Consider the following 25303-nt stretch of genomic DNA (forward strand, 5'->3'; position numbering starts at 1 on the left):
GCAGGCCTCAATCGTCGCCGGTGACGCGCAGGATCTCTTCCAGCGTGGTTACCCCGCTGTCGACCCAGCGCTGGCCGTCCTGCCGCAGGGTCCGCATGCCGGCCCGCCGGGCCGCCTCGCGTAGCGCAGGCTCGCCCTGCCCTTCATGGATCAGTGCGCGCACGCGGTCGTCGACCACGAACAGTTCATGGATGCCTGTTCGCCCCCGATAGCCGCTGTTGGCGCAGGCCGCGCAGCCCACCGCGCGCCATACGGTGCGACCCTCGCCGTCCACCTCGGCACGACGGCACTGCGTGCACAGCCGCCGCACCAACCGCTGCGCCAGCACGCCGCGCAGCGACGAGGCCAGCAGGAAGGGCTCCACGCCCATGTCAGCCAGGCGGGTCACCGCCGAGATCGCATCGTTGGTGTGCAGCGAGGCCAGCACGCCATGCCCGGTCAGCGACGACTGCACCGCAATCTGCGCGGTCTCCAGGTCGCGGATCTCACCGATCATGATGGTGTCCGGGTCCTGGCGCAGGATCGCACGCAGCGCGGTGCCAAAGCTCATGCCGATGCGCGCGTTGACCTGGATCTGGCCGATGCCGGCGAAGTCGTACTCCACCGGGTCTTCCACGGTGAGGATGTTGCTGGTGCTGCTGTCGAGCTGGCCCAACGCGGCGTACAGCGAGGTGGTCTTGCCGCTGCCGGTCGGGCCGGTGACCAGCACGATGCCGTGCGGTTGCCGGATCAATCCGGTGAACGTGGCCAGGGTGTCATCGGCCATGCCCAGGCGCTGCAGCTGCAGGCGGCCGGCGTCCTTTTCCAACAATCGCAGCACGGCGCGTTCGCCATGCCCGGTCGGCACCGTGGAGACACGGATATCCAGCGGCCGCCCGCCCACTCGGATCGCAATGCGCCCATCCTGCGGCAAGCGCTTCTCGGCAATGTCCAGGTGCGCCATGATCTTGATACGTGATACCAGCGCCGCATGCAGTGCGCGCCGTGGCTGCACCATGTCGCGCAGGGTGCCGTCCACGCGGTAGCGCACCACCGAGTGGGTCTCGAATGGTTCGATGTGCAGGTCGCTAGCGCCATCGCGTGCGGCCTGTGCCAGCAGCGCGTTGATCATGCGGATCACCGGCGCATCGTCCTGCGCGTCCAGCAGGTCGGTGACTTCCGGCATGTCCTGCATCAGCCGGTCCAGATCGACTTCGCTTTCGGCGGCACCCACTACGGCAGCGGCATCGCCGCCGTCACGGTACTGCTCACCCAGCCGCTGCTGCCAGGTCGCAGCATCCAGCGCCTGGAACGGCAGCGGGCCATGCCGACGGCGCAGTTCGGCCACGGCCCACGCTGCGGTGTCGGCGGTGCCCAGCAACACGGGCTCGCCGCCAACTTCGGACAGCATCACGCCATGGCTGCGCACCCAGGCGTACGGCAGCGGCGCGGAAGCGCTCACGGCCCGATCACCAGTTCCGGCGTGTAGCCCAGCCCGCGCAGCTGCTGCAGCGCAGGGTCCAGCGTCGCCGGATCGCGCGGCAATCGCACGCGCAGGCGTTGCCCGCTCTCGCCGGGCGTCGCTTCGGCATAGGCCTGCAGGCCCAGTGCACGCACCTGCGCCACGCCCTGGCTGGCACGCGCCGGGTCCAGCCCCTGCGCGAACTGCACCAGCTGCGCGTCGCCGTCACCGGACGGGTACAGCGCCGCCAGGCTGCTGCTCTGCAGCGGCTGGCCCTGGTCATCGCGTGCATTGCCCTGGCCGAGTACAGACAGGTCCTGCGGTGGTAGCTGCGGTGCCGACAGCGCCGGCAAGGCCCAGCTCTGTGCCGGCTGCGCGCCCGCCTGCGCGCTGCGCATGTAGTCGTAGCGGTCGCGGGTCAGGCGCTGGCCGGCGGCCGGGTCACGCACCACGTGCGGGCGCAGGAACACCATCAGGTTGGTCTTGGAGCGCTTGCGCGTATCACTGCGGAACAGCGCCCCCAGCACCGGGATCCTGCCCAGGCCGGGCACCGCATCACGGCCATGGCTGACGTTGTCCTCCAGCAGGCCACCGAGCACCATGATCTGGCCATCGTCCAGCAGCACACTGGTATCCAGCGCACGCTTGTTGGTGATGATGCCGGCGGCACTGTTGGCACTCTGCGCATCGATGCTGCTGACTTCCTGGTAGATGTCCAGCTTCACCGTGCCGCCCTCGGAAATCTGCGGGCGTACGCGCAGCTTCAGGCCCACGTCCTCGCGCACGATGGTCTGGAACGGGTTGTTGCTGCCGCCACCGCCGTCGGTGACGTAGCGGCCGCTGACGAACGGCACGGTCTGGCCGACCATGATGCTGGCCGCCTCGTTGTCCAGCGTCATCAGGTTCGGCGTGGACAGGATGTTGGCACCGCCCTTGCTCTGCAGTGCAGTGGCCAGCGCTTTCATGTTGAGGATCTGGCCGACACCGGGCAGGTTGATGGTGCCGTCGATCACACCGATCTTCAGGCCGTCCTTGGGCAGCACGTCCAGGGTGGTGCGCGCGGTGGTGCTCAACCCGCTGCCGCCGGTGGCGCCACCGAAATGGGTGCCGCCGAAGGTTCGCCCGTTGCCCAGCATCCACTGCACGCCCAGCTCGGCCGCATCGGTCTGGTTGACCTCCACGATCAGGCTCTCGACCAGCACCTGCGCACGGCGCTGGTCGAGCTGATCGATCACCCGTCGCAGGTTGCGGTACACCGGCTCCGGCGCCGAGATCAGCAGCGTGTTGGTGGCCACGTCCGCCTGCACCGAAATGCCGTTCTGGCTGAAGCCGGTGCTTCCCGCATCGATCGGGTCGCGGCGGCTCGGGTCCAGACGCTGTGATTCCAGCGCATTGCCCCCGGTCTTGGCCTGCTGCGGCTGCGACGGCTGCGCGGGCGTGGAACGGTTGGCGTCACCCGGCAGTGGCGTGATGCCTTCGTTGCTGCCCATTGCCGGTGCATCGCTCTGCCCGGCCACCACGCCTCGCAGCACCCCCGCGAGCTGGTTGGCCTGGGCATTGCGCAGGTAGACCACATGCAGGTTGCCGGACTCGTCCTGGGCGCGGTCCAGCTTCTCCACCAGCTGCCGCGCCAGACGGGTGCGTCCGGGACTGCTGGAGCGCAGCAGCACGCTGTTGCTGCGCGGGTCGGCCATCACCACCACCTTCTGGGTGGGCTCGGCGCCCTGCGCATCCAGCAGCGGTGCGACCATCGCCGCGACGTCAACGGCAATGCCCTGCTGCAGCTTCACCACGTCGGTGTCCATGCCGGCCGGTGTATCAACGCTGGCGATCACCCGCGCGATGCGCTCCAGGTTATCGGCATAGTCGGTGATCACCAGGGTGTTGTTGCCCGGATTGGCAGTGATCGGATTGTCCGGGCTGATCATCGGCCGCAGCACCGCCACCAGCGCGGCCGCGTTCTCGTAGCGCAGCGCGAAGGTGCGCGTGGCAACCTCGCCCCCCGCACCGCCGCTGCCAACGCGGCCACCGAGCAGCTTGGCATCGGCCTGCGGCACCACCCGACTGACGCCGCCGTTCTCGACCACGGCGAAGCCGCGCATGCGCAGTGCGCCCAGCAGCAACTGGTAGGCCTGGGTACGGCTGACCGGGCCATCGGAAACCACTGTCATCTTGCCGGTCACCCGTGGATCGACCAGGAACTGGCGCCCGGTGAAGCGCGCTGCCATGCGCAGTACGCCACCGATATCGGTGTCGACCAGGTTCAACTGCACCGGCTCATCACGGGCGTCCTGCGCCAGTACCAGCGCCGGTGCGTGGGCCATGCACACGATCAGGGCCAGTGCGGTACTGCAGGCAAGGCTGCGCATCGCCCTCATGGATGGGCACCCGCGGTGGCCACCATCACGATGTTTCCGGAAATCCGTGCCGCAGGCATGTTCGCATCCCCTGTGCGTGTCAGTTGCAGCTGCTGCAGCTCGATGGCCGGGTCGGCCAGTAGCGGCAGCAGCCAGTTCCATAGCGCATCTGCGGGCACCGCCTGCACCTGCAGGTGCCAGCGCCCGTCGCGCGCTTCGATATGCAGGCCGGCGGCAAGGCCGGCGGTCTTGATGCCATCGCGCAGCCCGGCCAGTGTCGGGTGCTGGCCCTGCGCCAGCTGCTGGCGCTCTCGGGCGAGCAGCAGCGGTGCCAGTGCGCGGGACTGCGCCTGCAGCCGCGGCAGCTCGGCCTGCCAATACGTGCGCTGCTTCAGCAGTGGCCCCAGCCACAACGACCACAGGCCCGCCACCAGCAGCGCCACCACCATCACCCACAGCATCAGCCGGTCGCGCGGTGGCAGGCGTTGCCAGCGCTGCTGCAGGCCCACCAGCCCCTCGCCCGGCCGTAGGGTGCGGGTCGTCACTGCCCAGCTCCGCTCACTCGCAGGTGTCCACCGGCTTCGCGCGCCAGCTGCAGGCCCTGTGCCTGAACTGCTTGCTGCCAGTGCTCAAGCCGCTGCGGATCGTCGGCCAATGCCTGGGCATCGGCATCCAGCTCCATGTCCAGCTGCCCGGGTTGGTAATGCAGGCTGCGCACTTGCCCGGCCAGCTCCGGAACAGCCTGCAGCGTGCTGGCAACCTGACGCTGCAGCGCCGGCAACGGCGGCGCCGGCAGCGGCACCGCAAGTGCTCGCCTTGCCTGCAACACCGGGTCCACCACATCGGTGATCTCCGGGAAGCGCGCGCTGAACTGGCGCGCCATGTCCTGTTGCAGGGCCTCGCCCTCGATCCGCCAACGCGAGACCTGCAGCTGCAGGCCGAGTGCAGCCAGCAGCACTGCTACCAGTGCCAGGCCGATCGCGAGCCGCGGTGCTTGCCGGCCTGCGCCGGGCAGCGGCAATGACCAGCCTGGCAAGGGGCCAGAGGTCTGCCGTTCATGCGTGACGGCGGTGGCCGGGAGGCTGTCCGGCCACGTCGGCGGCACACTATCGATCCACTGCACGGCCTGCACGCCGGCCTGTTGCAGGCGCACGGCCAGCGCCTGCATCACCGCACAGGCGTCACGTCCGCCATACCATTGAACGAAACCCCGATCGCGCCCGCTGCGTACCAGCAGGTGCTCGCCGCTGACCTGCAGCGTGGCCTGGCCGTCCTGCCAGGGCAGCAGCAGTGGCGTCGGATAGAGCGCCTGCAGCTGCAGCGCACACGAGGCCAGCAGCTGCTGCGCCTGCGCGATGGCCTGCTGGCCGAGCCAGGCCACCGGAACCGTGCCGTCTGCCGCCTGCGCGCCGTGGGCCAGCGCCACCTCCTGCAGGTCATCCAGCAGCATCGCCTCCACCTCACCCTGCAGCGCCGACTGCAGGCGGCGCCCGGACAACGGCGGCAGCTGCAGTTCCAGCAGGATCAGGTCGTTCGGATCGAGGCAGGCACGAACCGCAGCCTGCGGATGCCGCAGGCCCAGCGTCGCCAGTGTGTCGCGGCCATGCGCCAACACCTCGCCCTTGTGCAGCTGCGCCCAGTCCACCGCGCTGTCGGCGCGCAGGTGCTCCAGCGCCGGAAGGCGCACGCGAAGCTGCACATTCATGCGCCGATCCTCGTCCACACCCGTTGCACACGCACCCCATCGTCGCGGTATTCGCGCCACAACAGCGCGCGAAAATCGACCGCACTGCCGTCAGCCTGCACCTGGCCGACGGCCAGGAACCATTCGCTATGGATACCCAGGGGAAGCACGGCCATCTGTTCGTTGCTCAGTTGGAGTCGGTTGGCGATGTCGCCGCGATTGAGCAGCCAATGGCCAGCATCGCGCTCACCGAGCAGCGCCTGCAGCCGTGCCGGCTCGACCACCGGCGTCACCGCCTGCAGAACGCGCAGGTCGCTGGTGTTGGCGTTGACCAGGGTCTGCGCCGGCAACACCACGGTGCGCCGCGCCAGCGCCCGCAACGCCACCGGATCGGCACCAGGTAGCGCTTGTTCGATCAGTGATTCGCGCGGCAGCGGCGCCTGCGCCTGCATGTCGCCATCGCGCAGGCGCGCCTGGATGTGGTCGGCGGCGGACGCGCAGGCGCCCTGGCCCAGCCCCTGCCCGGCACACAACGCGATGAACGCGCGCCGCGCCTCGGGGTCCGGCCTGCCATGCGCAAGAAGGTTGCGCAGGTTGAACATCGACTGGGCATCGACCAGCTGCAGCTGCACCGGCAACGGCGCCTGCAGCTCCAATGGGCGCGCCCAGCGCCCGCTGCGCACCGTGGTCAGCTGTTCCTTTACATCCTCACGCAGCTGTTGCGCCGCACGCTCCAGCGTTGCGTCCACCGCCATGCGTACCTGTGCGCGCAGCTGATCGCCACGCAGCGCACGCAGCTGGGCCGACTGCCGGGTCAGCAGTGCCGTGGCAATCACCGCCACCAGCGCCACCACCAGCATGGCGACGATCACCGCCATGCCACGTTGACGGACACTCGAAACAGAACGCATCCGGGCTGACATCGGTCTGCCTCACAGCTGCCAGGAGCCGATGTCCGCGTTCCCGGCGTCGCCACCGGGCTTGCTGTCCGCACCCAGCGAGAACACATCGATGTCGCCGTGGGTGCCTGGTATCTGATACTGGTACGGTTGGCCCCATGGATCATTGGGCAGGCGATCCAGATAGGGCGTGACCGGCATCGCGCCACCGCCCTGCGGTGGCTTCACCAGCGCCTGCAGCCCCTGCTCGGCACTGGGATAGCGCCCGTTGTCCAGCTTGAACAGTTTCAACGCCTGCATCAATGCAGCGATGTCCTGGCGCGCCGCCACTACGCGCGCCTGGTCGGGGCGGTCCATCAACCGCGGTACGATCAATGCAGCGAGGATGCCGATGATCACCACCACCACCATGATCTCGATCAGGCTGAAACCCTGCTGCCGAGCCCTGCGACCACGAACCTGCCTTGCCATTGTTCCGCCCTCGTCATCCTGGAAGAGACCGCTGCGCCATGGTCAGCGGTGCATGTGTCAGTACGATAAACATCCGCTGGAAATCCGCTGCGCGTGTCCCTGTGCAGGCGCAATACGTGCAGCCGGGGCACATGCGGACTCGAACAGGTGCTGCGGCACGCTGGCCAGCGCATCGTCGATGCAGCCGCGCAGCAACGGATGCGCGCAGGCCTGCAGCAGGCGCACGCACTGCATCGGCGACCATGCCGTTCCATGATCGAGGCCGATGAACATCCGATAGGCCTGGTGATAGCGCAGGTCGTCGTACACGCGCTGGGCACTGTTCAAATCGCGCACGACCACCAGCAGAGCCGCGCGCTGCAGCAGCCGCGCATCGCCTGCATCAAGCGGTAGCGGGCTCATCGCCGCCTCGGGCCAGGGCCGCAGCTGCAGGTCGAGGGCTTTTCGCAGCGCCGCCAGTGGGTGCGCACTACCATCCAGTGCCGCCCAGCGCGCCGCGTCCGCCCAGGCGTCGCTGGACAGCACCCAGACCCACGAGCGCCCATAGCGCTGCACGTTCAATGGTGCATGCCGTGCCTGCTCCAGTGACTGGCTCAGGTGACGATCCAGCTCCAGCATGCTGATCCTGCGACTGTCTGCCATCGGCGCCGCCCGTGCTCCACGACGCGTGGTGCGTCGTACTCTGGAGAAGACGTCAGCAAGGCAGGTGAAGCGACAGCGCGCATGCAGCTCTGTGCACTGCGTGGCGCTTCATCGACAACGTCATCGCAGCGTCATCTGCCTGCAGGCTTCGCGTTCCAGCCGCGGCGCTTCGCCTCCACAACGGCGTGCCAGTATCGCCACGTCGCTGCGCGCGGCGAATGTTGCCAGCGCATTGGATATGTCCACGTCATCGAACCATGACGCCATCGCAACGCGCAGCGCCGGCAGCTGCCAGCCGTCCATCACACCATGGGTGCCTGCTACGAACCAATGCCAGAGGCGATGGTGAAGCACTTGGTCGTGCAGCAGTGCGAGATTCTCAATGCGATGCACGTCCATCAACAGCAGTGCGCGTGCAACCGCCGCGGGCGGCAACGCACCAGCTTCAGACAGCGGAAGCGACTGCTGCTGCAGGCGCAGCAGCATCGCCAGCGGGTGCGACTGCGGATCAAAGTCCAGCAGCACCGCCTGTTGCTGCCACTGCGCATCGGACACCACGCACACCCAAGGTGAGCCATAGCGATGCACCATCAATGGCCGTCGCTGCGTGGTTTCCAGCAGCGCCGACAGATTGCGACGCAGATCCAGCACACCGATGGTCTCGTTGCGCATCCTTGGCCTCTCCTCGCTTGCAACAGCCCTGCGCGGCGCGCAGGGCCAGCGTCTTCATCTATCCAAGGACGGCAATGCCACCCGGAAAGCGACGCAGATCCAGCGACATCGTCAGTCGCAGCTGCTCCAGTGCCGCGTCTGGATCATCAATACGGAAGCGACCGCTGACCGGCGCGCGCGCCAACGCCGATTCTCCCAGCAGCACCTTGCCGCGGCGGTAGCGGTTGATCTCGTCCACCACCTCACGCAGCGGTGCGCGGCGGAACACCAGCATGCCTTCGGTCCAGGCGCCAACCTCCGAAGCCACGGCTTCGGCCACCACGCCACTGAGGCGCTCGTCGTACTGGGTCTGCTGACCCGCCTGTAGCTGCAGCCGGCCCTGCGGATGCTCGATGCGGGCGCTGCCCTGCAGGCAGGTCACCCGTACCTGGCCTTGGGTGTTGCGCACATCCAGGCGCACCGCGCCTTCATCGGCAATCACGCAACCAGGGCCCGCGAACAGCGCCAGGCGCAGGCCAGCCCCGGTTTCGATCGCGGCTTGGCCCTGCATCAGCTCGAAGCCTTCGCCCTGCGCGTCCGCGCGGCGGCGCAGGCTGCTCTGCGTATCCAGTTCGATCTTCAGCTGCGGCAAGGGCGCGATCTGCAGCCGTTCACCGGTGCCGGTGTGGAAATCGGCCGTCATCGCCGTCACCGAGGGCCACAATCCCAGCGGCGGGCGGATCGCCGCCACCACCACCAGGCTGGCCGGGGCGGCAATCGCCGCGCCCAGGAAGGCGCGCCGGCTCCAGCGCTGGGCCGGCGTCGGCGCCACCGGTTGGCGGGCGGCGGCGGGCAGCTGCTCGCCGGCCAGCCGTACCTGCTCCCATTGCCGGCGCGCACGGCCGAACGCCTCACGATGACGCGGATCCGACTCGCACCACGCACGGAACCTGCGCCCGTCGGCGGCGGTCGCCTCGCCCGAGGTCAGGCGCACCACCCACGCGTGCGCCTGACGCTCGACGGCATCCAGCGGGCGTTGCGGGCGATCGTCAGGATCCATGGGGGCTCATGCCGGACCCGCACGCTGCGGGGTTCTGCTCGGCGTCAAAGTGTAGACGGATGCCGCCGTTCAGAACCGCACCTGGCGCCCCTGCCCGCTGCGCTCGGCCAGGTAGTCCTGGGCCGCCTTCAGCTCACGCTGCACCAGCCGCAGCGACACACCGAGGTGGTCGGCCACGTCGCGCTGCTGCAGGCCATCGACGCGGATCGCCAGCAGGATGCGGCGACGGCGCTCGGGCATGCGCTGCAGCAGGCCGACCATGTCTTCCAGCGCGAAGTCCAGTTCGGCCGCCTGCGCCGGGCCGGGTGCAGGGTCGGCCATGTCCATCAGCGTATCCACCTCCTCCAGGCTCAGCAGACGGTGGTCAGCACGTTGGCGGTCGATCACGGTATTCATTGCCATGCGCAGCAGGTAGGCCGCGGGGTTCTGCACGGCATCCAGGCGGTCACGCCGCGCGCTCAGGCGCATCCACGTGTCCTGCAGCGCGTCGCCGGCCAGCTCCTCCGAGCCCAGCTTGCGCACCAGCCGGCGCTTCAGCTCATCGTAGGCACCCAGAAGGTGGTCCATCAGGTCAACTGCCCCAGCCGTACCGTTGCTCATGTTCGAATCCTTGAAGTCATGGAAGGGGCGCGCGCCGGCCACAGTCGTGGTCGGTCCCGGAAGGACGGATCTGCAGCGTCACCGGCTGCGGCAGCGCAGCGGCATCGGGCGCCAGCACCAGGCCCTGCAGCGCCTGCAGCAGGCGCGCATCGCGGCGGGCGCTGCCACTGCCTGACAGCAGCTCGGGCTCGCTCACCTGGCCCGCGCCGTCGATGCGGAAGCGCAGCGTTGCGGCATAGCGGCCGGGCGCGATCTCCGGGTCGTCACAGAACGCCGCACGCAGCCGCTGCTGCAGGCCGCCGTAGCGACGCCGACGCTCGGCCTCGGGAAGTTCGGCGCCAACACCGGGTTCGCCTGCCGAGGGCGCGCCCCGGCGCAGCACCACGCGCTGCTCGCCGATCACCTCGGCCTCGATACCGGAGTCCTGCAGCAGCACCTGCAACGCAGGCAGCGGCGCCAGGCTGCCGCGCAGTGCATGGCTGCTGCGGCCGGCGGCCAGGTCACCCGGGTACATCACTGACCACCCACTGATGACGCTGAAGCGCTCGACCGCCTGTTCCAGCGGCTGCGCAGGGATGTCGTAGGCATGAACAGCGTCCTGCGCGGCAGCGGCAAAGGACAGCAGCAGCCATGCGGCGATGGCCACCTTCCAAGTTCTGACCGCATGGTGTCCATTCAGCCCCCTGACGTAGAACACATGACCCTCGGCAGCGACAGCAGCTGCAGTGGACGCGCGCCACCACCGGAACCCCGGCCCGCGCGCGACCCGCAAGCGGGCTCAAACCGTACCGGCGCCACATGTCATTGCGATGACCGCCGCCCACGGCCTGGCATCGAGCCAGGCTCCGTAAAGCCAGTCACGCATCAGGAATCAATGAATCGAACAGACCTGTTCATTTGCTCACAGGGTCAGAGCCCGTTGCGCAGCAACGGGATCCGACCCCGTACCGACCCAAACGTGTCGACCAAGGTCGACACCCACCAGGAGCAGCTCATGCCGTTCCGGCAGATCGTGGAAATCTGTCGAAGGCGGGGTGGGTCCGGTTGCGGGGGCGTGAGCCGCATGGATGCGGCGACCGAGCTACATGGACGTACTTGCAGCGTCCCCCGCAACCGGACCCACCCCGCCATCCCTCAGCAGGCCCGCTGTTGCTGTTGCTGTTGCTTCTGAGGTTGCCGGCCAGCGGCCGGCACTACCCGCGGGTGCCGGGTGCAACCCGGCCGCAAACCCCATCCCTCAAAGCGGCAGCTGGGTCGTCTGCTTGATCCGCTGCATCGGAATCTCGGTCTTGGTGTTCTGCACCCCCGCAATCCGGTTCAGGTGCTGCATCTGGAACTGCCGGTAGGCATCCAGGTCGGCCACCGCCACCCGCAGCAGGAAATCGCAGTCACCGGCCATCAGATGGCATTCAAGCACTTCCGGGAACGACTTGATGCTGTTGATGAAATGATTGGTAGTGTCCTCGTCCTGCCCGCGCAGCCACACCCGCACGAACACCGTGAAGCCACGGGCCACCTTGGCCTCGTTCAACAAGGCCACATAGCGGTCGATGTAGCCGCCCTCCTCCAGCAGACGCACCCGGCGCAGGCAGGCCGACGGCGACAGCCCGACCAGGCGTGCCAGCTCCAGGTTCTGCAGGCGGCCGTCGCGCTGCAGGGCGTCGAGGATGCGCCGATCGAGGTTGTCCAGCTGGTACTGCATGGAATTTCACCTCTTTCACTTTTGACCGCATGGAATATCAATCATCCAGAATCAAGTGGTATCAACGCAACCCGATTTCGCGATTGGACCGCTAGCATGGGCCACCCCCACCTTGTTGTGCCGTTCGATGGACGCCCGTACCACCCTCCCCCTGCCTGACACCTGCGATACCGCGCCGCGTGCCGAATTCCTGCGCGGCCTGCGCGCCGCCGTGCCGGTGATGATCGGCTTCATTCCCTTCGCCCTGGTGCTCGGCGCGCAGGCAGCTCAGAAAGGCCTGAGCGCACTGGAAGTGCCGCTGATGACCGGCCTCAACTTCGCTGGCGGCTCGGAGTTCGCCGCCGTCGAACTGTGGACCTCGCCACCGCACATTGCACTGATCGTGGCCATCACCGCGCTGGTCAACAGCCGTCACCTGCTGATGGGCGCCAGCCTGGCCCCGCTGCTGCAGCACCTGCCGCGCCGCCGGGTGCTGCCGGCGCTGTTCTTCATGTGCGACGAAAGCTGGGCGATGGGCGTGGCCGATGCGCGCAGACGCGCGCTTGGCTTCAGCCTGGCCTACTACCTGGGCGTATCGGCAGGCCTATACACGGTCTGGGTGGCCTGCACCGCGCTCGGCGCGATCGTTGGCCCGATGCTGGGCGACATCCACGCCTATGGTTTCGACATGGCCTTCCCCGCCGTGTTCCTGGTGCTGCTGCGCGGCATGTGGCAGGGCATGAAGGCCGCGCGACCGTGGCTGGTCAGCCTGGCTGTAGCCGCTGCTACCTACCTGCTGGTGCCAGGTGCGTGGTACGTGGCCAGCGGCGCACTGGCCGGCCTGGCCGCAGCCTGGCTGCTGGCGGAGGACGCAGCATGATCTTCAATGGCCTGATCCACTGGACCTCGGTACTGACCATCGTGCTGATGGCCGCCGCCACCTACCTGACCCGCATCGTCGGCTTCCTCGCGCTGCGCAACCGCACACTGAGCAAACGCGCAGTGACGGTGATGGAAGCCGCGCCGGGCTGCGTGCTGATCTCGGTGATCGCCCCGGACTTCGTGGCCGACAAGCCGGCCGACCTGGCCGCACTGGCCATCACCCTGCTGGCCGCCACGCGGCTGTCGATGCTGCCGACCGTGCTGATCGGCGTGGTCTCGGCGGGTGTGTTGCGCTATCTGATGGGGTAGCTACCGGTACGCCGGGCAACGCCCGGCGTACCGTAGTGGCGGCGCAGCAGTGCAATCACGCGCTGCTGCTTGCCGCCAACAGGCACAGGCTGCGCGGCGGCAGCGTCCAGGCGCCTTCCTCATCCGGCTCCAACGGCGTTTCGTCGGTCTGCAGGAGCACGCGCCGGAACGACAGGGCGTCGTGTGACACACAGAACCGCTGCGGCTGCTCCCCGGCGTTCAACAGCAGGGCCAGGCTGACATGCCGCCCGGGCTCGCGCAGGCCACTGTCCGGACTGCGACCGTCCAGCACGATCGCCAGCGCACGCAGCCCTGCTTCATGCCAGTCCGCTTCCTCCATGCCGCGACCATCGGGATGCCGCCAGTCGATATCGCGCAGGCCCAGCGCCTCATCGTACTCGCCGCGCAGGAACCGGTTCCGGCGCAGCAGGCCGTAGCGCCGGCGCAGCGACAGCGCCCGCCGCACGAACGCCACCTGCGCCTGTGCAGCCGGCAATGCTGCGCGCTCCCAGTCGATCCAGCTCAGTGGATTGTCCTGGCAGTAGGCGTTGTTGTTGCCCTGCTGCGAATGGCCGAACTCATCGCCTGCCAGCAGCATCGGCGTCCCCTGCGCCAGCAGCAGCGTGGCCAGCAGGTTGCGCATCTGCCGCGCACGCAACGAAAGGACCGCCGCATCATCGGTGTCTCCCTCCACGCCGTGGTTGCTGGAGAGGTTGTGCGAGTGTCCGTCACGGTTGTCCTCGCCGTTGGCCTCGTTGTGGCGATCGTTGTAGCTGACCAGATCGTGCAGGGTGAATCCATCATGCGCGGTCACCAGATTGATGCTGGCCGACGGTCGCCTGCCGTGGTGTTCGAACAGGTCGGCAGAGCCGGTGAAGCGCGTGGCAAACTCTGGCAGCTGCCCGCCATCGCCACGCCACAGCGCGCGCACCGTGTCGCGGAAGCGGTCGTTCCACTCGGCCCAGCCCGGCGGAAACTGGCCCAGCTGGTAGCCGCCCGGGCCGATGTCCCATGGCTCGGCAATCAGCTTCACCTGGCTCAGGATCGGGTCCTGGCGTACCGCATCGAGGAAGCTGCCCGAGGCGTCGAAGCCATGCCGTTCGCGGCCGAGGATGGTTGCCAGGTCGAAGCGGAACCCATCCACCCGCATCTCGGTCACCCAGTAGCGCAGGGAGTCCATGACCATGCGCAGCGCACCGGCATTGGTCAGGTCGAACGTATTGCCGGTACCCGTATCGTTGATGTAATAGCGGCGATCATCGGCCAAACGGTAGTAGCTGGCGTTGTCGATGCCCTTGAACGACAGCGTAGGGCCCAGCTCGTTGCCTTCGGCCGTGTGGTTGTAGACCACGTCCAGGATGACCTCGATGCCCGCGTTGTGCAGGCGCGCGACCATCTGCTTGAACTCGGCCACGGTGCCCAGCGACAGATAGCGTGCCTGCGGCGCGAAGAAGCCGATGGTGTTGTATCCCCAGTAGTTGCGCAGCCCGCGCTCGAGCAGCTGCTGGTCATCCACGTAGGCATGCACCGGCAGCAGCTCGATGGCGGTCACCCCCAGATGGCTGAGGTGGTCGACCACCGCATCGTGCCGCAACGCGGAGAAGGTACCGCGCTCGGCCTGCGGGACGTCGGGATGCTGCATGGTCAGTCCGCGCACGTGGGCTTCGTAGATCACGGTCCGGTCCCAGGGCGTGGCAGGTGCACGCTCGACGCCCCAGCTGAAAGCCGGATCGATCACGGCACAGCGTGGCATGTAACCGGCGCTGTCGCGGCGGTCGAAACTGAGATCGCCATCGCGGTGACCCAGGGTGTAGCCGAACAGGTGTGGGGCCCACTTCAGTTCGCCGACGATCTGCTTGGCGTAGGGGTCCAGCAGCAGCTTGTTGGGATTGAAGCGATGGCCCTCTTCCGGCGCATACGGGCCGTGCACCCGGTAGCCGTAACGTTGCCCGGGCCGCACGTCCGGCAGGTAGCCGTGCCAGATCTCGTTGGTGTACTCGGGCAGCGCGATACGCTCGACTTCACGGTTGCGCGCGTCGAACAGGCAGAGTTCCACCCGGGTGGCGTGCCGCGAGTACAGCGCGAAGTTCACACCCAATCCGTCCCAGGTCGCCCCCAGCGGGAACGGCCGGCCTTCGCGCACCCGCGAGGTCTGCGTCCACTTACGGCTGGCCATCGGTTCCCTCCTCGTCGCGCGCAGCGGCAATCTCGGCTTCCACCAGGCGCTCGGCCATGTGCCAATGCCGCTGCTGCTGGTCGTCCGGCCGCCCTTCCGCTTCCCATATCTGGTGGGCCAGTGCCTCAATCCGCTGCCGTCGTTCCCTGCTGTCCATTCCTGTCCGTCTCCTCGTTGATCCATACCGCCAACGGGCTGCCAGCCAGAAGCCGTGCCGCGTCCTCGGTTGCCTTGAAATGTTCGATGCGCCCGTCCAGCAGGTTGCGCATGGGACCTGTCGGCAGCCCGTGCAGCATCACGCCAGTGCCGACGTCGTGTGCTGCGTGCAGGCTGGGCCCGGGCACGGCGGTGGGCGAACCACGCCGCACGATCACCAGCAGCACCTGCGCCTGATGCCTGCGCGCGAATGCCAGCCAGGGCGAACGGGCCGGTGCGGACAGCGGCTGCAGTTGGCCGTGCAGGAACAGCTGCGGGTGCCTGCGGCGGCACTCCAGCAAGCGCCTGAGCAGAAATGCCTTGATGCCACCGTCCCGCCAGTCCTCCAGCAGGGCGGGCCACCCGCGCGTATCACGCAGCCACGCCTGCCGCACTGGATAGTCCACGGCACGACGGTTGTCCGGGTCCACCAGGCTCAGGTCCCAGCCTTCTCCGCCCTGGTAGAGGTCGGGCACGCCGGGCAGGCAGTGCTGCAGGCACAGCTGTGCCAGGCCGTTGCAGGCGCCGGCCGGCGCAATGCGCGCCACGAACGTCGCCAGCGCCTCCCGCACCGGCTGCAATGGCGCTCCATCCAGCAGTGCGTGCAGCCACTGCGCGGCGGCCTCCTCCACCGCCACGTTGGGATCGGACCAGCTGCTGACCCGTTTGCCCTCGCGCAACGCCTTGGTCAGCCATTGCACCATCCTCGATGCGAAGTCGGCGCCCGGGTTACCGTGCATCGGCCACGCGGCCACGAGCGCCTGCCACAGCGCATAGGCCTCGGCACCCGGCAACGGCATCGACGCGCCCGCGCGGGTCGACATCCGGCTCCAGCGCCGCACAGCCTCCCGCCACTCGACCGTGCAGGTGCTGATAACCGCCAGCCGCGCCCGGCTGTCGGCCCCGCGCTTGTGATCGTGGGTCGCCAGCGCAAGCAATGCCCGCGGATGGCGCTGCAGGCGTCCCACTGCGTGTTCCAGCAGCTCGCGTCCCTCCATGCCCAGCCGCTGCGGATCACTTCCGACTTCGTTGCGCGACAGCAGCCTGAAGTAACGATAGAAGCCTGTGTCCTCCACCGACTTGGCATTCAACGGCGCGGCCAATTGCCCGAATCTCACCCGCAGCGCGCGCTCGGCCTCCGCCTCGCCGGGAAGTGCCCGCAGCAGCAGATCCAGTGCCGCGTGTGCCGTACCGTCCAGTGCCTCGCGTGCTGCCACGGCAGCGTCCACCAAGGCCTTCCGTTCACCTGCATCCTGCAGCGAATAGGGGCGGTAGGTACGGTAGTGCCGCAGCAGCGCGGCCAATGCACGGGCCAGCGCAGCGGCTCCGATATCGGCTTCGGCCAGCCGGGGCTGCAGGACCCGCTGCGCGCTGCGCAGCAGTCGCTGGAAGTCGGTGTGAAGCGACGTGCGCAGCAGCATGCCGCGGGCATCCTGCTGCAGGTCGTCAAAGCTGCGCGCGTCGGCACTCGCCGCTTGCCAGGCGCGGGAGAGCGCGGGTGCAGCTGCCGGATCATGCAGCCACGCGCCAACCTGGTCCATGAAGTCATAGCCCGTCGTGCCGTCGCAGGCCCAGCCATCGGGCAGCTGTTCGTCCTCCGCCAGTATCTTCTCCACATGCACGCTCACTGCCTGTGGGTCGCGACCGCCTGCCGCGCAGGCCGCGTCGAGCGCCGCACGCAGGTGTTGCAGGTACGGCCCGGGTGACGACAGGCCATCCACATGGTCAATGCGCAGGCCGTCAACCCATCCCTCACGCACCAGCCGCAACGGCAGCACATGCACCGCCGCGAACACACCGTCGCGCTCTACCCGCAGTGCGGCCAGTTCGTTGATGTCGAAGAAGCGCCGGTAGTTCACCTGATCGCCCGCCGTACGCCACCAAGCCAGCCGGTAGTGCTGACGCCGCAGCAGCGTGTGCAACCGTTCCACGCTGCGGTTGCAGCGTTCCGCCCATGCCGGCCACTGCGCGGGTGCCAGCGGATGGCTGCGCGGAGACAACGGCAATGCCAGCCCGTGATGACGCAGCGTCGGCCGCTCATCGTCCACTGCTACGCGCAACACGCCATCGCGCACGGCGTCGTGCAGTGGCCGGTCCAGCACTGGCAGCCAGAGCCGGCCCTCGCAGCCCGGCGCCTCCCAGTCAATGTCGAACCATCCGGCATGGGGACTTCTGCACCCGTGCAGCAGCACATCGTTCCACCAGGGCGTCTGCGGGGATGCCGCAAGATGGTTGGGTACGATGTCCAGGATCAGGCCCATGCCATGCGCACGCGCCGCTGTCGCCAGCCGCTGGAAGCCTTCTTCGCCGCCCAGTTCCGGATTGATGCGGGCCGGGTCGATGCCATCGTAGCCATGCATGGACCCTGGCATCGCAGCGCTGATCGGCGACAGGTAAAGGTGGCTGACGCCCAGCGCGGTGTAGTACGGCAGCTGCGCCGCAGCGGCCTCGAAGTTGAAGCCTGCATGCAGCTGCAGGCGTGCGGTGGCACGCAACCGGGTCATCGTCCCGCCTTGCGTCGCGTGGCGCTGAACCGGGCAATGCGCGCGTCGGCCGCGTCCGGATCCCACGCAAGCGGCAAGCGTCGGCGCCAGTTCGGGTGACCGTTGACGGTACCCGGCAGGTTCACCTGCGCGCGGCTGCCCAGCGCGTCTTCCAGCGGGAGCAGCGCCAGCCGTGAAGGTGCGTGCGCCATCAGTGACAGCGCACGCGCTTCCAGCGTCGCGCCCTCGCCCCGGGCGACTGCGGACAGCGCCTGTACCTCGCTGGCACGCGCGTGCAGCGCCGCGGGAAGCTCGGTCAGCTCACTTAGGCGTGCACGCCAGCGCAGGTCGCGCCCACGCAGCCAGCCGGCCAGCGGCGGCAGATCATGGGTGGAGGGCATGGCCACCGCATCGCGGCGCCACCGTGGCGCCGGCAGGAAGCGCTCACCGTTGCGGGCGAACGGCAGCACCTCAAGCCCCAGCACGCCACGGGCTGCCAGTCGCTGGCGGATACCCGGAGGAACCACCCCAAGGTCCTCACCGATCAGCACGCAGCGATGGCGCCACGATTCCAGCACCAGCAGGTTGATCAGATCATCGAACGGATAGCGCAGGTACACCCCCTGCCCGGCGCCTGCGCCACGAGGCAGCACCCACAGCCGCTGCAGGCCCAGGATGTGGTCGATGCGCAATCCACCGCGACCCGCCATCACGGCGCGCAACACGCGGATGAACGGTTCAAACCCCTCACGCTGCAACGCAGAGGGTGACCAGCTGGTGATACCCCAGGCCTGGCCCAGCGGATTGAACGCATCCGGCGGCGCGCCCAGCTCGAGGCCCTGCAGCAGGCGGTCGCCGCCGGTCCGGGCCTCGACGCCCTGCGGTGCGCAACCCACTGCCAGATCCGCGATCAGTCCGATCGACGCGCCGTCGCTACGCAGTCCCGCCTGCACCTGCGCCCAGCCTTGCCGCGCCAACCACTGCGCAAACGCATGGTCGTCGGCGCTTCCAGTGAAGCGATCGGCGGCGTGCTCGCAGTACTGCAGCAGGGGTTCGCCCTGCGCATCGCACCACGTCTGCAACTGTTCGTACTGTGCCGGCGCCTGCTGCCGCAGCCATTGGCGCCCTTGGCGCAGCCAGCGCCACTTCACTGCCGCCGAGTGCGGCCAGTCGATGCGGCGTGCTGCGGTAGCCGCTTCAACGGCCATCGCCAGTGCTTCGTCCTCGCGCAACACGCTGCTGGCGGCCTCCGGCAGAACCTGCGGCAGCGACACCTGCAGCGGGTCAAGCCAGCGCCGGTCGCTGGGTGAGTAAGGACTGTAGCCCGGACCCGGTGGCAGGCCGGCGTGCAGCGGACTCAACGCCAGTGCATCGCCGCCGTGACGGTGCAGCAGCTCGCGCCACCGCGCACAGCCGGCGCTGTCACCGATGCCGGCATCATCGGGCGCGCGCAGGCTGTAGACCTGCGCCGACAGACCCCAACCGCGCAGCAGGCCCTGCGGCCACCAGGCACGCTGCGGTGCCACCGCAACCGCCTGTTGCTGCCCGCCCTGGCGCCACTGCCAATAGCCTGGCTGATCCGGAACCCGCCAGCGCCCTTGCGCATCCGCACGTGCAGGCAACGCTGTGCCCTGCTCGTCCACCCAGCACGCCGCGCCCGTTGCCTCAGGCATGGCCAGGAGCTGACCACAGCAGGCGGTGAGCAACGGGTGGACCACCGGCACACCGTCGCACGCGAACTCCGACAGCACGGCGCGCAGCACGTCGGGCGCAACCTCGCGCTCTGCTCCGGCCACGTCGGTCCAGCGGACCAGCAGGCCCGCACGGCGAGCCGCCTCCCGCACCGCCGCATCCGTATTCATGCGGCGATCCAGCGCGCAAGCGCACCGCCGCCTGCCGGCAGCATCGCGGCCGCATCCGGCCCCACGACGCACTCGCCGGCCGGCATCGCGTGGGCCACCGGCGACGGACCCACGTTGATCGCGATCCACCACTGGCCCGATGGCAACTGCCAGCCCGCCTGCACCGCGCCATGGCCCAGCACGCGCGCGCCCAGCGACCGCGCCTGCAGCAGGCCAGGCTGCAGATAGCGCCTGCGCAGGCCGAGGAACTCACCCGTGCAGCGCAGCCAGTGCTGCGACCAGGGATCATCGCCGGGTGGCAGTGTGTACGAGGCCTGCAGGGTCGCCGGATCGTTCGGGTCCGGAATGCACGCGCGCGAGGCGACATCGGCAAAGGCGCTGAAACCCGCGAACTCACGGCGACGTCCCTCGCGCACGGCTTCGTCCAGCGGTGGCGCGTAGTCGGTGAAGAACAGGAATGGCGATTGCGCCTGCCACGGTTCGCCCATGAACAGCAGCGGGATCATCGGCGTCAGCAGGGTCAGGGCCAGCGCCGCGCGCAGCGGCGCAGGATCGGTCAGCATCGACAGGCGCTCGCCGAAGGCGCGGTTGCCCACCTGGTCGTGGTTCTGCGCGAATACCACAAAACGCGCAGGCGACAGGTCGACGCTGGGCTCGCCACGGGGATGGCCGTGCAGGTCCGGCTCGCCCTGCCAGGCGAATCCTTCGGCCAGGCACCGCGCCAGGAGTGCTTCGGCGCGACCGGCATAGGCCGCGTAATAGCCTTCCTGCTCGCCGGTCAGCATCACATGCAGCGCGTTGTGGAAGTCGTCGTTCCACTGCCCCTGATAGGCGCCGCGCAGCCACCGCGCCTGGTTGCGTTCGTTCTCCAGCACCAGGTGCGCCTGCGGCACCGCAGCGCGTACCTCATCGGCCAGCTGCTGCAGGAACCGGTCATCGTCAATGGCGTGCACAGCATCCAGGCGCAGGCCGTCGAAGCCGTAATCGCGCAACCACATCAACGCATTGTCGACGAAGAAGCGCCGCACCCATGGCTGGCGGAAGTCGATGGCCTCGCCCCAAGGGGTGGTGCGATCGTCACGGAAGAACCCCCGTGCATAGTCGCGCAGACGGTTCCCCTGCGGCCCGAAGTGGTTGTAGACCACATCCAGCAGCACCGAGAGCCCTGCATCGTGCGCCGCGTCGACAAAGGCCTTCAGCGCGGACGGACCGCCATAGGCCTGCGCGGGTGCATACGGGAACACGCCGTCGTAGCCCCAGTTGCGGCCACCGGGAAACTGCGCGACCGGCATCAGTTCAATGGCGGTGATGCCCAGGGCCGCCAGCATCGGCAGCTGCGCGGTCAACGCCGCGAACCCGCCGCCGGCCTCGATGTGCACTTCATAGATCACCAGGTCCTGCCAGGCATGCCCCTGCCAGGTGGGCTGTGCTCCATCCGTGCCAAGCACCACCGCGCTGTCACCATCGACGCCGTCCGGTTGCCAGCGCGAGGCGGGGTCGGGCACGTCCTGGCCGGACGGCAGGCGGAACCGGTAGCGGTCACCATGCGACGCCTGCGTCCGCAGCCAGTGGCAGCCGTCCGGGTCGCGGTGCATCGGCCGCAGCACGCCCTGCAGGCACAGCGCCACGGTGCCTGCGTCCGGTGCCCACACGCGGAACTCGACACCTTCACCGGCCACCGGCCAAGCGCCCAGGCGCGGCGCCACTGTGGTCATGCATCAACCTGCAGATACAGCGTGGACAGCGGCGGCAGGGTCAGCCGCAGCGACTGCGCGTGACCATGCATCGGCCTCGGCTCGGTATGCACTGCGCCGAGGTTTCCCGCATTGCCGCCACCGTAGTAACCGCTGTCGGTGTTGAGCCGTTCGGTCCAACACCCCGATTGCGGCACGCCGACCCGGTAACCGTCGCGACGTACCGGAGTGAAGTTGCTCACCACCAGAAGGGTGCGGCCGCTACCGGCCGGATCCCGGCGGATGAAGGCGTAGACGCTGTTGCGGCTGTCGTCGGCCACGCTCCAGTCGAAACCGCGTTCGTCGCGTTCGTCGCGATGCAACGCAGGTTCGGCGCGCAGCACGGCATTGAGGTCGCCCACCAGGCGCGACATGCCCTGGCCCTCGTTGCTTGCCGCCCGTGCCCAGTCCAGTGCCGCATCGTGCGACCACTCCTGTCCCTGACCGAACTCGCCGCCCATGAACAGCAGTTTGCTGCCCGGGTGCGCCCACATGAAACCGTAGTACGCGCGCAGCTGGGCCAGCCGCTGCGCCGGCTCGCCCGCCATCTTGGCCAGCAGCGCTCCCTTGCCGTGCACCACCTCGTCATGCGAAAGCGGAAGCACAAACCGTTCGGAGAAGGCGTAGACCAGGCCGAAGCTGATCTCACTATGGTGATGCTGGCGATGAACCGGATCGCGCCCGAGGTACTGCAGGGTGTCGTGCATCCAGCCCATGTTCCATTTGTGGGTGAAACCAAGCCCGCCCTGCTCCACCGGCGCGGTCACCCCTGGCCATGCGGTGGATTCCTCGGCGATCACCAGCACGTCCGGGAAGCGCTCCCTCAGCGTCTGGTTCATCCGCCGTAGAAAAGCGACCGCCTGCAGGTTCTCGCGCCCGCCCTGCTCGTTGGGTATCCACTGGCCCTCGGCACGGCTGTAATCCCGGTACAGCATCGACGCCACGGCATCCACGCGCAGACCATCGATGTGGAACCGCTCCACCCACTCCAATGCACTGCCGATCAGGTAGGCGGCCACTTCGTTGCGGCCATAGTTGTAGATCAGCGTGTCCCAGTCGGCGTGCACCCCTTCGCGCGGGTCGGCATGCTCGTACAGCGCGGTGCCATCGAACCCGGCCAGGCCATGCGCATCGTTCGGGAAGTGCGCGCTCACCCAGTCCACGATCACCCCTACGCCGGCCTGATGACAGCGGTCCACGAAGCGTGCGAAGGCCTGTGGCGTGCCATGGCGCGCCGTTGGCGCGTAGATCCCCAGTGGCTGATAGCCCCAGGAACCGCCAAAGGGATGCTCGCTGACCGGCAGCAGCTCGATGTGGGTGAAACCAAGTCCTGCCACGTACGGAATCAACCGGTCGGCCAAGGCATCCCAGTCCAGCGGCGAACCATCGTCGCTGCGCTGCCAGGAGCCCGCATGCACTTCGTAGATGGACAGCGGCGTGCAGGTTCCGGCCTGCCGCCGCGCCGCCAACCATGCATCATCGTGCCACTGCATCGGCGCGGCCGAAGGCACCCGCGAGGCGGTGGCCGGTGGCAGCTCGGCCCAGCGCGCCATCGGATCGAACTTGTCGGGCATCACCCGACCGTCGGCGCCGACAATGCGGAACTTGTAACGGGCACCGGCCTGCACGTCAGGCAGGAACAGCTCCCACACGCCAGCGGTGTGGCGCAGCCGCATCGGATGGCGCCGACCATCCCACCCGTTGAAATCGCCGACCACGGCAACCCTTCGTGCGTTGGGGGCCCACACCGCGAAGCGCACGCCGTCGATACCCTGTACCTGCATCGCTACTGCGCCCAGCTGCCGCGCTGCATCAGCGTCACCGGCATGGAAATGCTGCAGCAGCGCCTCATCCAGCAGCGGACCGAAGGAATAGGCATCGTGCACCTGCTCCACACCCTGCTCGAAATGCAGGGCGAGCAACGGCACGGGCGCGTCACCTGCTGCACCTTCGAACAGGCCGGGCAAGGGGCCCGGTTGCAGATCCCAGCGCCGCTCCGGGCCCGCAATCACCTCCACGCGACGCGCGTGGGGCACCAGAACGCGCAGCTGGCGCTGGCCATCGGGCTGTTGGTGCGGCCCGAGCCAGGCAAACGCATCGGCCGGCCGTGCATGAACCAGGTCGTCCAGGGCCGGGGCCACCACGCCCTCCTCCCGTCCGGCAGTCGCCAAGGGCTCGTCCTCGAGGGCGATCGGCTGCAGGCTGTCGTGACTCATGCGGCCACCTGGCAGGTCTGCTGGTACAGGGCCAGATATGCGCGCCCCGCCGCATCCCAACCGCCCGGCCGCAGCATGGCCGCGCGGCGCATGGCCTGCAGCAGGCCGGGCAGGCGGAAGGTGCGCATCGCCCGTTCCACGCAGCGGCGCAGGCCATCGGCATTCGCGCCGTGGAACAGGAATCCGGTCACGCCATCCTCGACGGTATCGACCAGCCCGCCGGTCGCGTGCGCGATGGGCAGGCAGCCGAAGCGCTGCGCGTACATCTGGCTCAGCCCGCAGGGTTCGAAGCGTGAGGGCATCAGCAGGAAGTCGGCGCCGGCAAACATCTGGCGGGCCAGCGCCTCTTCGAAACCGATGAATGCGCCCACCCGTCCGGGGTAGCGCCGGGCCAGCGCCTGCACCTGCGCTTCCACCTGCGGCTCGCCGCCACCGATGATGCACAACTGGCCGCCGGCCGCCACGATCTGTGGCGCCACGTCGCAGGTGATGTCCAGGCCTTTCTGGTGCACCAGGCGGGAGACCACCGCGAACAGCGGGCCGGTCGACGGCGCCAGGCCGAACGCCTTGCGCACCGCATGCGCATTGGTGGCGCGCCCGGTCCACTCACCAATGCCGAAGTGGGCCTTGAGATGGATATCGCGGCGCGGGTCCCAGCTGGCGTCGATGCCGTTGACGATGCCACTCAGGTGTCCGCCGGCCGCGCGACGCGCCAACAGATCATGCAGCCCGCAGCCGTCATCCGGGGCGGTGATCTGCTGCGCGTAGCGCAGGCTGACCGTGTTCAGGCGCGTGGCGTTGGTGATCCCGCCCTGCAGGAACGACATCTGCCCGTGGAAGTGCAGTTCATCCAGGTGTTCGGCCGGTACGCCCAGCACCGGTGCAAGCGCGTACGGAAACAACCCCTGGTAAGCCAGGTTGTGGATGGTCAGCAGGGTCGGCACGGTGGTCCGGTCCCAACGCACGTAGGCGGCCGCCATGGCCACCGGCCAATCATTCAGGTGCAGCAGCTGCGGCGACCAGTCCAGCCCGGCACGCCCGGCCGCAATCTCCGCCGCCGCGTGTGAGAGCGTGGCGAAGCGAACCGCATTGTCCTTCCACTCCTGGCCCTGCCCATCGACGTAAGGCGAACCTTCGCGCTCGTATAGCTCTGGCGAGAGCAGCACGTAGATCGGTAGGCCGTCGGCCTGCACTGCCATGCCGATCCCGCACGCAGGCAGGCCCGCTCTCGCGTTGACCTGTCCCACCCGCCGCAGCTGTGGCAGGCGCTGCAGTACTTCCGGGTAGCCGGGCAGCAGCACGCGCGAATCACAGGCGCCGCGCACCGCACGCGGCAGGGCTGCGGCCACGTCGCCCAGGCCTCCGGCCTTGATGAAGTCGGCCATCTCGGTCGCGACGAACAACACACGCTGTACCAGTTCCGGCAGCTGCAGTGGTTGCGAGTGGCCACGGCGGGTGCCGATCGGCACGGGCGTGACCGGAGAGATCGCAACGGGTGAAGCGGACTGGGCGGCGCGGGCCATGGGGATGATCTCGGATGCTTCAGGCAGACAGACGCCAGCGGCGCCCGGACGGGCGCTGATGCTGGGAAGGAAGTCGACGCAGGACGTGGGGGACGCCAGCGAGAGGCTCAGGACGACAATAGCCCTGCATGCGATCAATCAACCGTGAAGCCATGGCGATTTCTTTGTGACAAGGCGTCATGAGCTCAGTACACATGACAGGCGCCCGCCTCCCGCACGTGTCTCCTGCCATGGGGCCGAGCCCACGCCCGGCTGCTGGGAATCCTGCTTGCCGCCTGAGCCGGGCTGGGTTGATCTCCAAAGAGACTCACCCTGCGACACCCGGTCGCAGGCCTTCGCGCTACGCGCTTGACCAATGTCAAACCGCCCGCTCCCGTGCGGGCGTATCTCTACGCAGGACCCGAACACGCCGGCGTTACCGGCATCCACAAGGACCCT

21 protein-coding genes are annotated in these 25303 nt (G+C 68.4%); 2 read left to right on the top strand and 19 right to left on the bottom strand.

The features are described from left to right. Nucleotides 1-7: 7 nt before the first annotated feature. From gspE to AC5P8Y_RS09770, 12 genes are all read right to left on the bottom strand, one after another. Nucleotides 8-1441: a type II secretion system ATPase GspE gene (gspE, locus tag AC5P8Y_RS09715; protein ID WP_080356453.1), complete on the bottom strand. Its 1434-nt coding sequence runs from the start codon at nucleotides 1439-1441 to the stop codon at nucleotides 8-10. Next, nucleotides 1438-3819 carry a type II secretion system secretin GspD gene (gspD, locus tag AC5P8Y_RS09720; RefSeq protein WP_049403386.1) on the bottom strand — a complete coding sequence of 794 codons (2382 nt, stop codon included), beginning with the start codon at nucleotides 3817-3819 and terminating at the stop codon, nucleotides 1438-1440. The genes gspE and gspD overlap by 4 nt, the downstream gene beginning before the upstream one ends. After that, the gene (locus AC5P8Y_RS09725) at nucleotides 3816-4343 is read right to left on the bottom strand and encodes a type II secretion system protein M (protein WP_049403387.1); all 528 of its coding nucleotides are present in this window, start codon (nucleotides 4341-4343) and stop codon (nucleotides 3816-3818) included. Before AC5P8Y_RS09725 ends, gspD begins: the two co-directional genes overlap by 4 nt. Then, on the bottom strand, nucleotides 4340-5503 hold the full coding sequence (gene gspL, locus AC5P8Y_RS09730; protein ID WP_049403388.1) for a type II secretion system protein GspL: 1164 nt from the start codon (nucleotides 5501-5503) through the stop codon (nucleotides 4340-4342). Before gspL ends, AC5P8Y_RS09725 begins: the two co-directional genes overlap by 4 nt. Further along, nucleotides 5500-6405 (bottom strand): type II secretion system minor pseudopilin GspK, encoded by a 906-nt coding sequence (gene gspK / locus AC5P8Y_RS09735; protein WP_049403389.1) that lies wholly within the window; start codon nucleotides 6403-6405, stop codon nucleotides 5500-5502. Before gspK ends, gspL begins: the two co-directional genes overlap by 4 nt. Nucleotides 6406-6414: 9 nt before the next feature. Beyond that, nucleotides 6415-6852 (bottom strand): type II secretion system major pseudopilin GspG, encoded by a 438-nt coding sequence (gene gspG, locus AC5P8Y_RS09740; protein ID WP_049403390.1) that lies wholly within the window; start codon nucleotides 6850-6852, stop codon nucleotides 6415-6417. Nucleotides 6853-6909: 57 nt separating this feature from the next. Beyond that, entirely contained in the window at nucleotides 6910-7470 is a 561-nt protein-coding gene (locus AC5P8Y_RS09745; protein ID WP_227415366.1) for a hypothetical protein, read from the bottom strand. 144 nt (nucleotides 7471-7614) lie between these two features. Further along, on the bottom strand, nucleotides 7615-8166 hold the full coding sequence (locus AC5P8Y_RS09750; protein ID WP_495201945.1) for a hypothetical protein: 552 nt from the start codon (nucleotides 8164-8166) through the stop codon (nucleotides 7615-7617). 58 nt (nucleotides 8167-8224) lie between these two features. After that, nucleotides 8225-9205: a FecR family protein gene (locus AC5P8Y_RS09755; RefSeq protein ID WP_049432849.1), complete on the bottom strand. Its 981-nt coding sequence runs from the start codon at nucleotides 9203-9205 to the stop codon at nucleotides 8225-8227. 69 nt (nucleotides 9206-9274) lie between these two features. Continuing rightward, nucleotides 9275-9805 (bottom strand): RNA polymerase sigma factor, encoded by a 531-nt coding sequence (locus AC5P8Y_RS09760; RefSeq protein WP_019337777.1) that lies wholly within the window; start codon nucleotides 9803-9805, stop codon nucleotides 9275-9277. A 16-nt stretch (nucleotides 9806-9821) separates the two neighbouring features. Continuing rightward, on the bottom strand, nucleotides 9822-10502 hold the full coding sequence (locus tag AC5P8Y_RS09765; RefSeq protein WP_049454580.1) for a TonB C-terminal domain-containing protein: 681 nt from the start codon (nucleotides 10500-10502) through the stop codon (nucleotides 9822-9824). Nucleotides 10503-11042: 540 nt separating this feature from the next. Next, complete coding sequence (locus AC5P8Y_RS09770) at nucleotides 11043-11507, bottom strand: Lrp/AsnC family transcriptional regulator (RefSeq protein WP_049403394.1); 465 nt, start codon at nucleotides 11505-11507, stop codon at nucleotides 11043-11045. Between the two features lie 127 nt (nucleotides 11508-11634). Between AC5P8Y_RS09770 and AC5P8Y_RS09775 the strand changes: the two genes are divergently transcribed. Both AC5P8Y_RS09775 and AC5P8Y_RS09780 read left to right on the top strand, forming a co-directional pair. Further along, nucleotides 11635-12366, top strand: a complete 732-nt coding sequence (locus AC5P8Y_RS09775) for an AzlC family ABC transporter permease (protein WP_108269769.1) — start codon at nucleotides 11635-11637, stop codon at nucleotides 12364-12366. Then, a complete protein-coding gene (locus tag AC5P8Y_RS09780; RefSeq protein WP_005409898.1) occupies nucleotides 12363-12677 on the top strand; it encodes an AzlD family protein in 315 nt (104 codons plus the stop codon). Before AC5P8Y_RS09775 ends, AC5P8Y_RS09780 begins: the two co-directional genes overlap by 4 nt. A 55-nt stretch (nucleotides 12678-12732) precedes the next feature. Here the strand turns inward: AC5P8Y_RS09780 and glgX are convergent, their stop codons facing one another. The 7 genes from glgX to glgA are packed head-to-tail and all read right to left on the bottom strand — an operon-like array spanning nucleotide 12733 to nucleotide 24865. Continuing rightward, the gene (gene glgX / locus AC5P8Y_RS09785) at nucleotides 12733-14853 is read right to left on the bottom strand and encodes a glycogen debranching protein GlgX (protein WP_049403396.1); all 2121 of its coding nucleotides are present in this window, start codon (nucleotides 14851-14853) and stop codon (nucleotides 12733-12735) included. Next, the gene (locus AC5P8Y_RS09790) at nucleotides 14840-15010 is read right to left on the bottom strand and encodes a DUF2934 domain-containing protein (protein WP_005413658.1); all 171 of its coding nucleotides are present in this window, start codon (nucleotides 15008-15010) and stop codon (nucleotides 14840-14842) included. Before AC5P8Y_RS09790 ends, glgX begins: the two co-directional genes overlap by 14 nt. Then, nucleotides 14979-17552: a malto-oligosyltrehalose synthase gene (gene treY, locus AC5P8Y_RS09795; RefSeq protein ID WP_049403397.1), complete on the bottom strand. Its 2574-nt coding sequence runs from the start codon at nucleotides 17550-17552 to the stop codon at nucleotides 14979-14981. Before treY ends, AC5P8Y_RS09790 begins: the two co-directional genes overlap by 32 nt. After that, nucleotides 17549-19393, bottom strand: coding sequence for a 4-alpha-glucanotransferase (locus AC5P8Y_RS09800; protein WP_049432843.1), 1845 nt, complete (start codon nucleotides 19391-19393; stop codon nucleotides 17549-17551). Before AC5P8Y_RS09800 ends, treY begins: the two co-directional genes overlap by 4 nt. Continuing rightward, a complete protein-coding gene (treZ, locus tag AC5P8Y_RS09805) occupies nucleotides 19390-21108 on the bottom strand; it encodes a malto-oligosyltrehalose trehalohydrolase (protein WP_049403399.1) in 1719 nt (572 codons plus the stop codon). The genes AC5P8Y_RS09800 and treZ overlap by 4 nt, the downstream gene beginning before the upstream one ends. After that, nucleotides 21105-23342 carry a 1,4-alpha-glucan branching enzyme gene (locus AC5P8Y_RS09810; protein ID WP_049403400.1) on the bottom strand — a complete coding sequence of 746 codons (2238 nt, stop codon included), beginning with the start codon at nucleotides 23340-23342 and terminating at the stop codon, nucleotides 21105-21107. Before AC5P8Y_RS09810 ends, treZ begins: the two co-directional genes overlap by 4 nt. Then, nucleotides 23339-24865 carry a glycogen synthase GlgA gene (glgA, locus tag AC5P8Y_RS09815; protein ID WP_080356455.1) on the bottom strand — a complete coding sequence of 509 codons (1527 nt, stop codon included), beginning with the start codon at nucleotides 24863-24865 and terminating at the stop codon, nucleotides 23339-23341. Before glgA ends, AC5P8Y_RS09810 begins: the two co-directional genes overlap by 4 nt. Nucleotides 24866-25303 lie beyond the last annotated feature (438 nt).

The sequence above is a fragment of the Stenotrophomonas sp. YJH_SMC_12-1 genome (assembly GCF_059370935.1).

Excerpts from the sequence above, each read along its gene's own strand:
- gspD (WP_049403386.1), bottom strand. The coding sequence starts at position 3,819 with ATGAGGGCGATGCGCAGCCTTGCCTGCAGTACCGCACTGGCCCTGATC.
- gspL (WP_049403388.1), bottom strand. The coding sequence starts at position 5,503 with ATGAATGTGCAGCTTCGCGTGCGCCTTCCGGCGCTGGAGCACCTGCGC.
- gspK (WP_049403389.1), bottom strand. The coding sequence starts at position 6,405 with ATGTCAGCCCGGATGCGTTCTGTTTCGAGTGTCCGTCAACGTGGCATG.
- gspG (WP_049403390.1), bottom strand. The coding sequence starts at position 6,852 with ATGGCAAGGCAGGTTCGTGGTCGCAGGGCTCGGCAGCAGGGTTTCAGC.
- AC5P8Y_RS09745 (WP_227415366.1), bottom strand. The coding sequence starts at position 7,470 with ATGCTGGAGCTGGATCGTCACCTGAGCCAGTCACTGGAGCAGGCACGG.
- AC5P8Y_RS09750 (WP_495201945.1), bottom strand. The coding sequence starts at position 8,166 with ATGCGCAACGAGACCATCGGTGTGCTGGATCTGCGTCGCAATCTGTCG.
- AC5P8Y_RS09755 (WP_049432849.1), bottom strand. The coding sequence starts at position 9,205 with ATGGATCCTGACGATCGCCCGCAACGCCCGCTGGATGCCGTCGAGCGT.
- AC5P8Y_RS09760 (WP_019337777.1), bottom strand. The coding sequence starts at position 9,805 with ATGAGCAACGGTACGGCTGGGGCAGTTGACCTGATGGACCACCTTCTG.
- AC5P8Y_RS09770 (WP_049403394.1), bottom strand. The coding sequence starts at position 11,507 with ATGCAGTACCAGCTGGACAACCTCGATCGGCGCATCCTCGACGCCCTG.
- AC5P8Y_RS09775 (WP_108269769.1), top strand. The coding sequence starts at position 11,635 with ATGGACGCCCGTACCACCCTCCCCCTGCCTGACACCTGCGATACCGCG.
- AC5P8Y_RS09780 (WP_005409898.1), top strand. The coding sequence starts at position 12,363 with ATGATCTTCAATGGCCTGATCCACTGGACCTCGGTACTGACCATCGTG.
- glgX (WP_049403396.1), bottom strand. The coding sequence starts at position 14,853 with ATGGCCAGCCGTAAGTGGACGCAGACCTCGCGGGTGCGCGAAGGCCGG.
- AC5P8Y_RS09790 (WP_005413658.1), bottom strand. The coding sequence starts at position 15,010 with ATGGACAGCAGGGAACGACGGCAGCGGATTGAGGCACTGGCCCACCAG.
- treY (WP_049403397.1), bottom strand. The coding sequence starts at position 17,552 with ATGACCCGGTTGCGTGCCACCGCACGCCTGCAGCTGCATGCAGGCTTC.
- AC5P8Y_RS09800 (WP_049432843.1), bottom strand. The coding sequence starts at position 19,393 with ATGAATACGGATGCGGCGGTGCGGGAGGCGGCTCGCCGTGCGGGCCTG.
- treZ (WP_049403399.1), bottom strand. The coding sequence starts at position 21,108 with ATGACCACAGTGGCGCCGCGCCTGGGCGCTTGGCCGGTGGCCGGTGAA.
- AC5P8Y_RS09810 (WP_049403400.1), bottom strand. The coding sequence starts at position 23,342 with ATGAGTCACGACAGCCTGCAGCCGATCGCCCTCGAGGACGAGCCCTTG.
- glgA (WP_080356455.1), bottom strand. The coding sequence starts at position 24,865 with ATGGCCCGCGCCGCCCAGTCCGCTTCACCCGTTGCGATCTCTCCGGTC.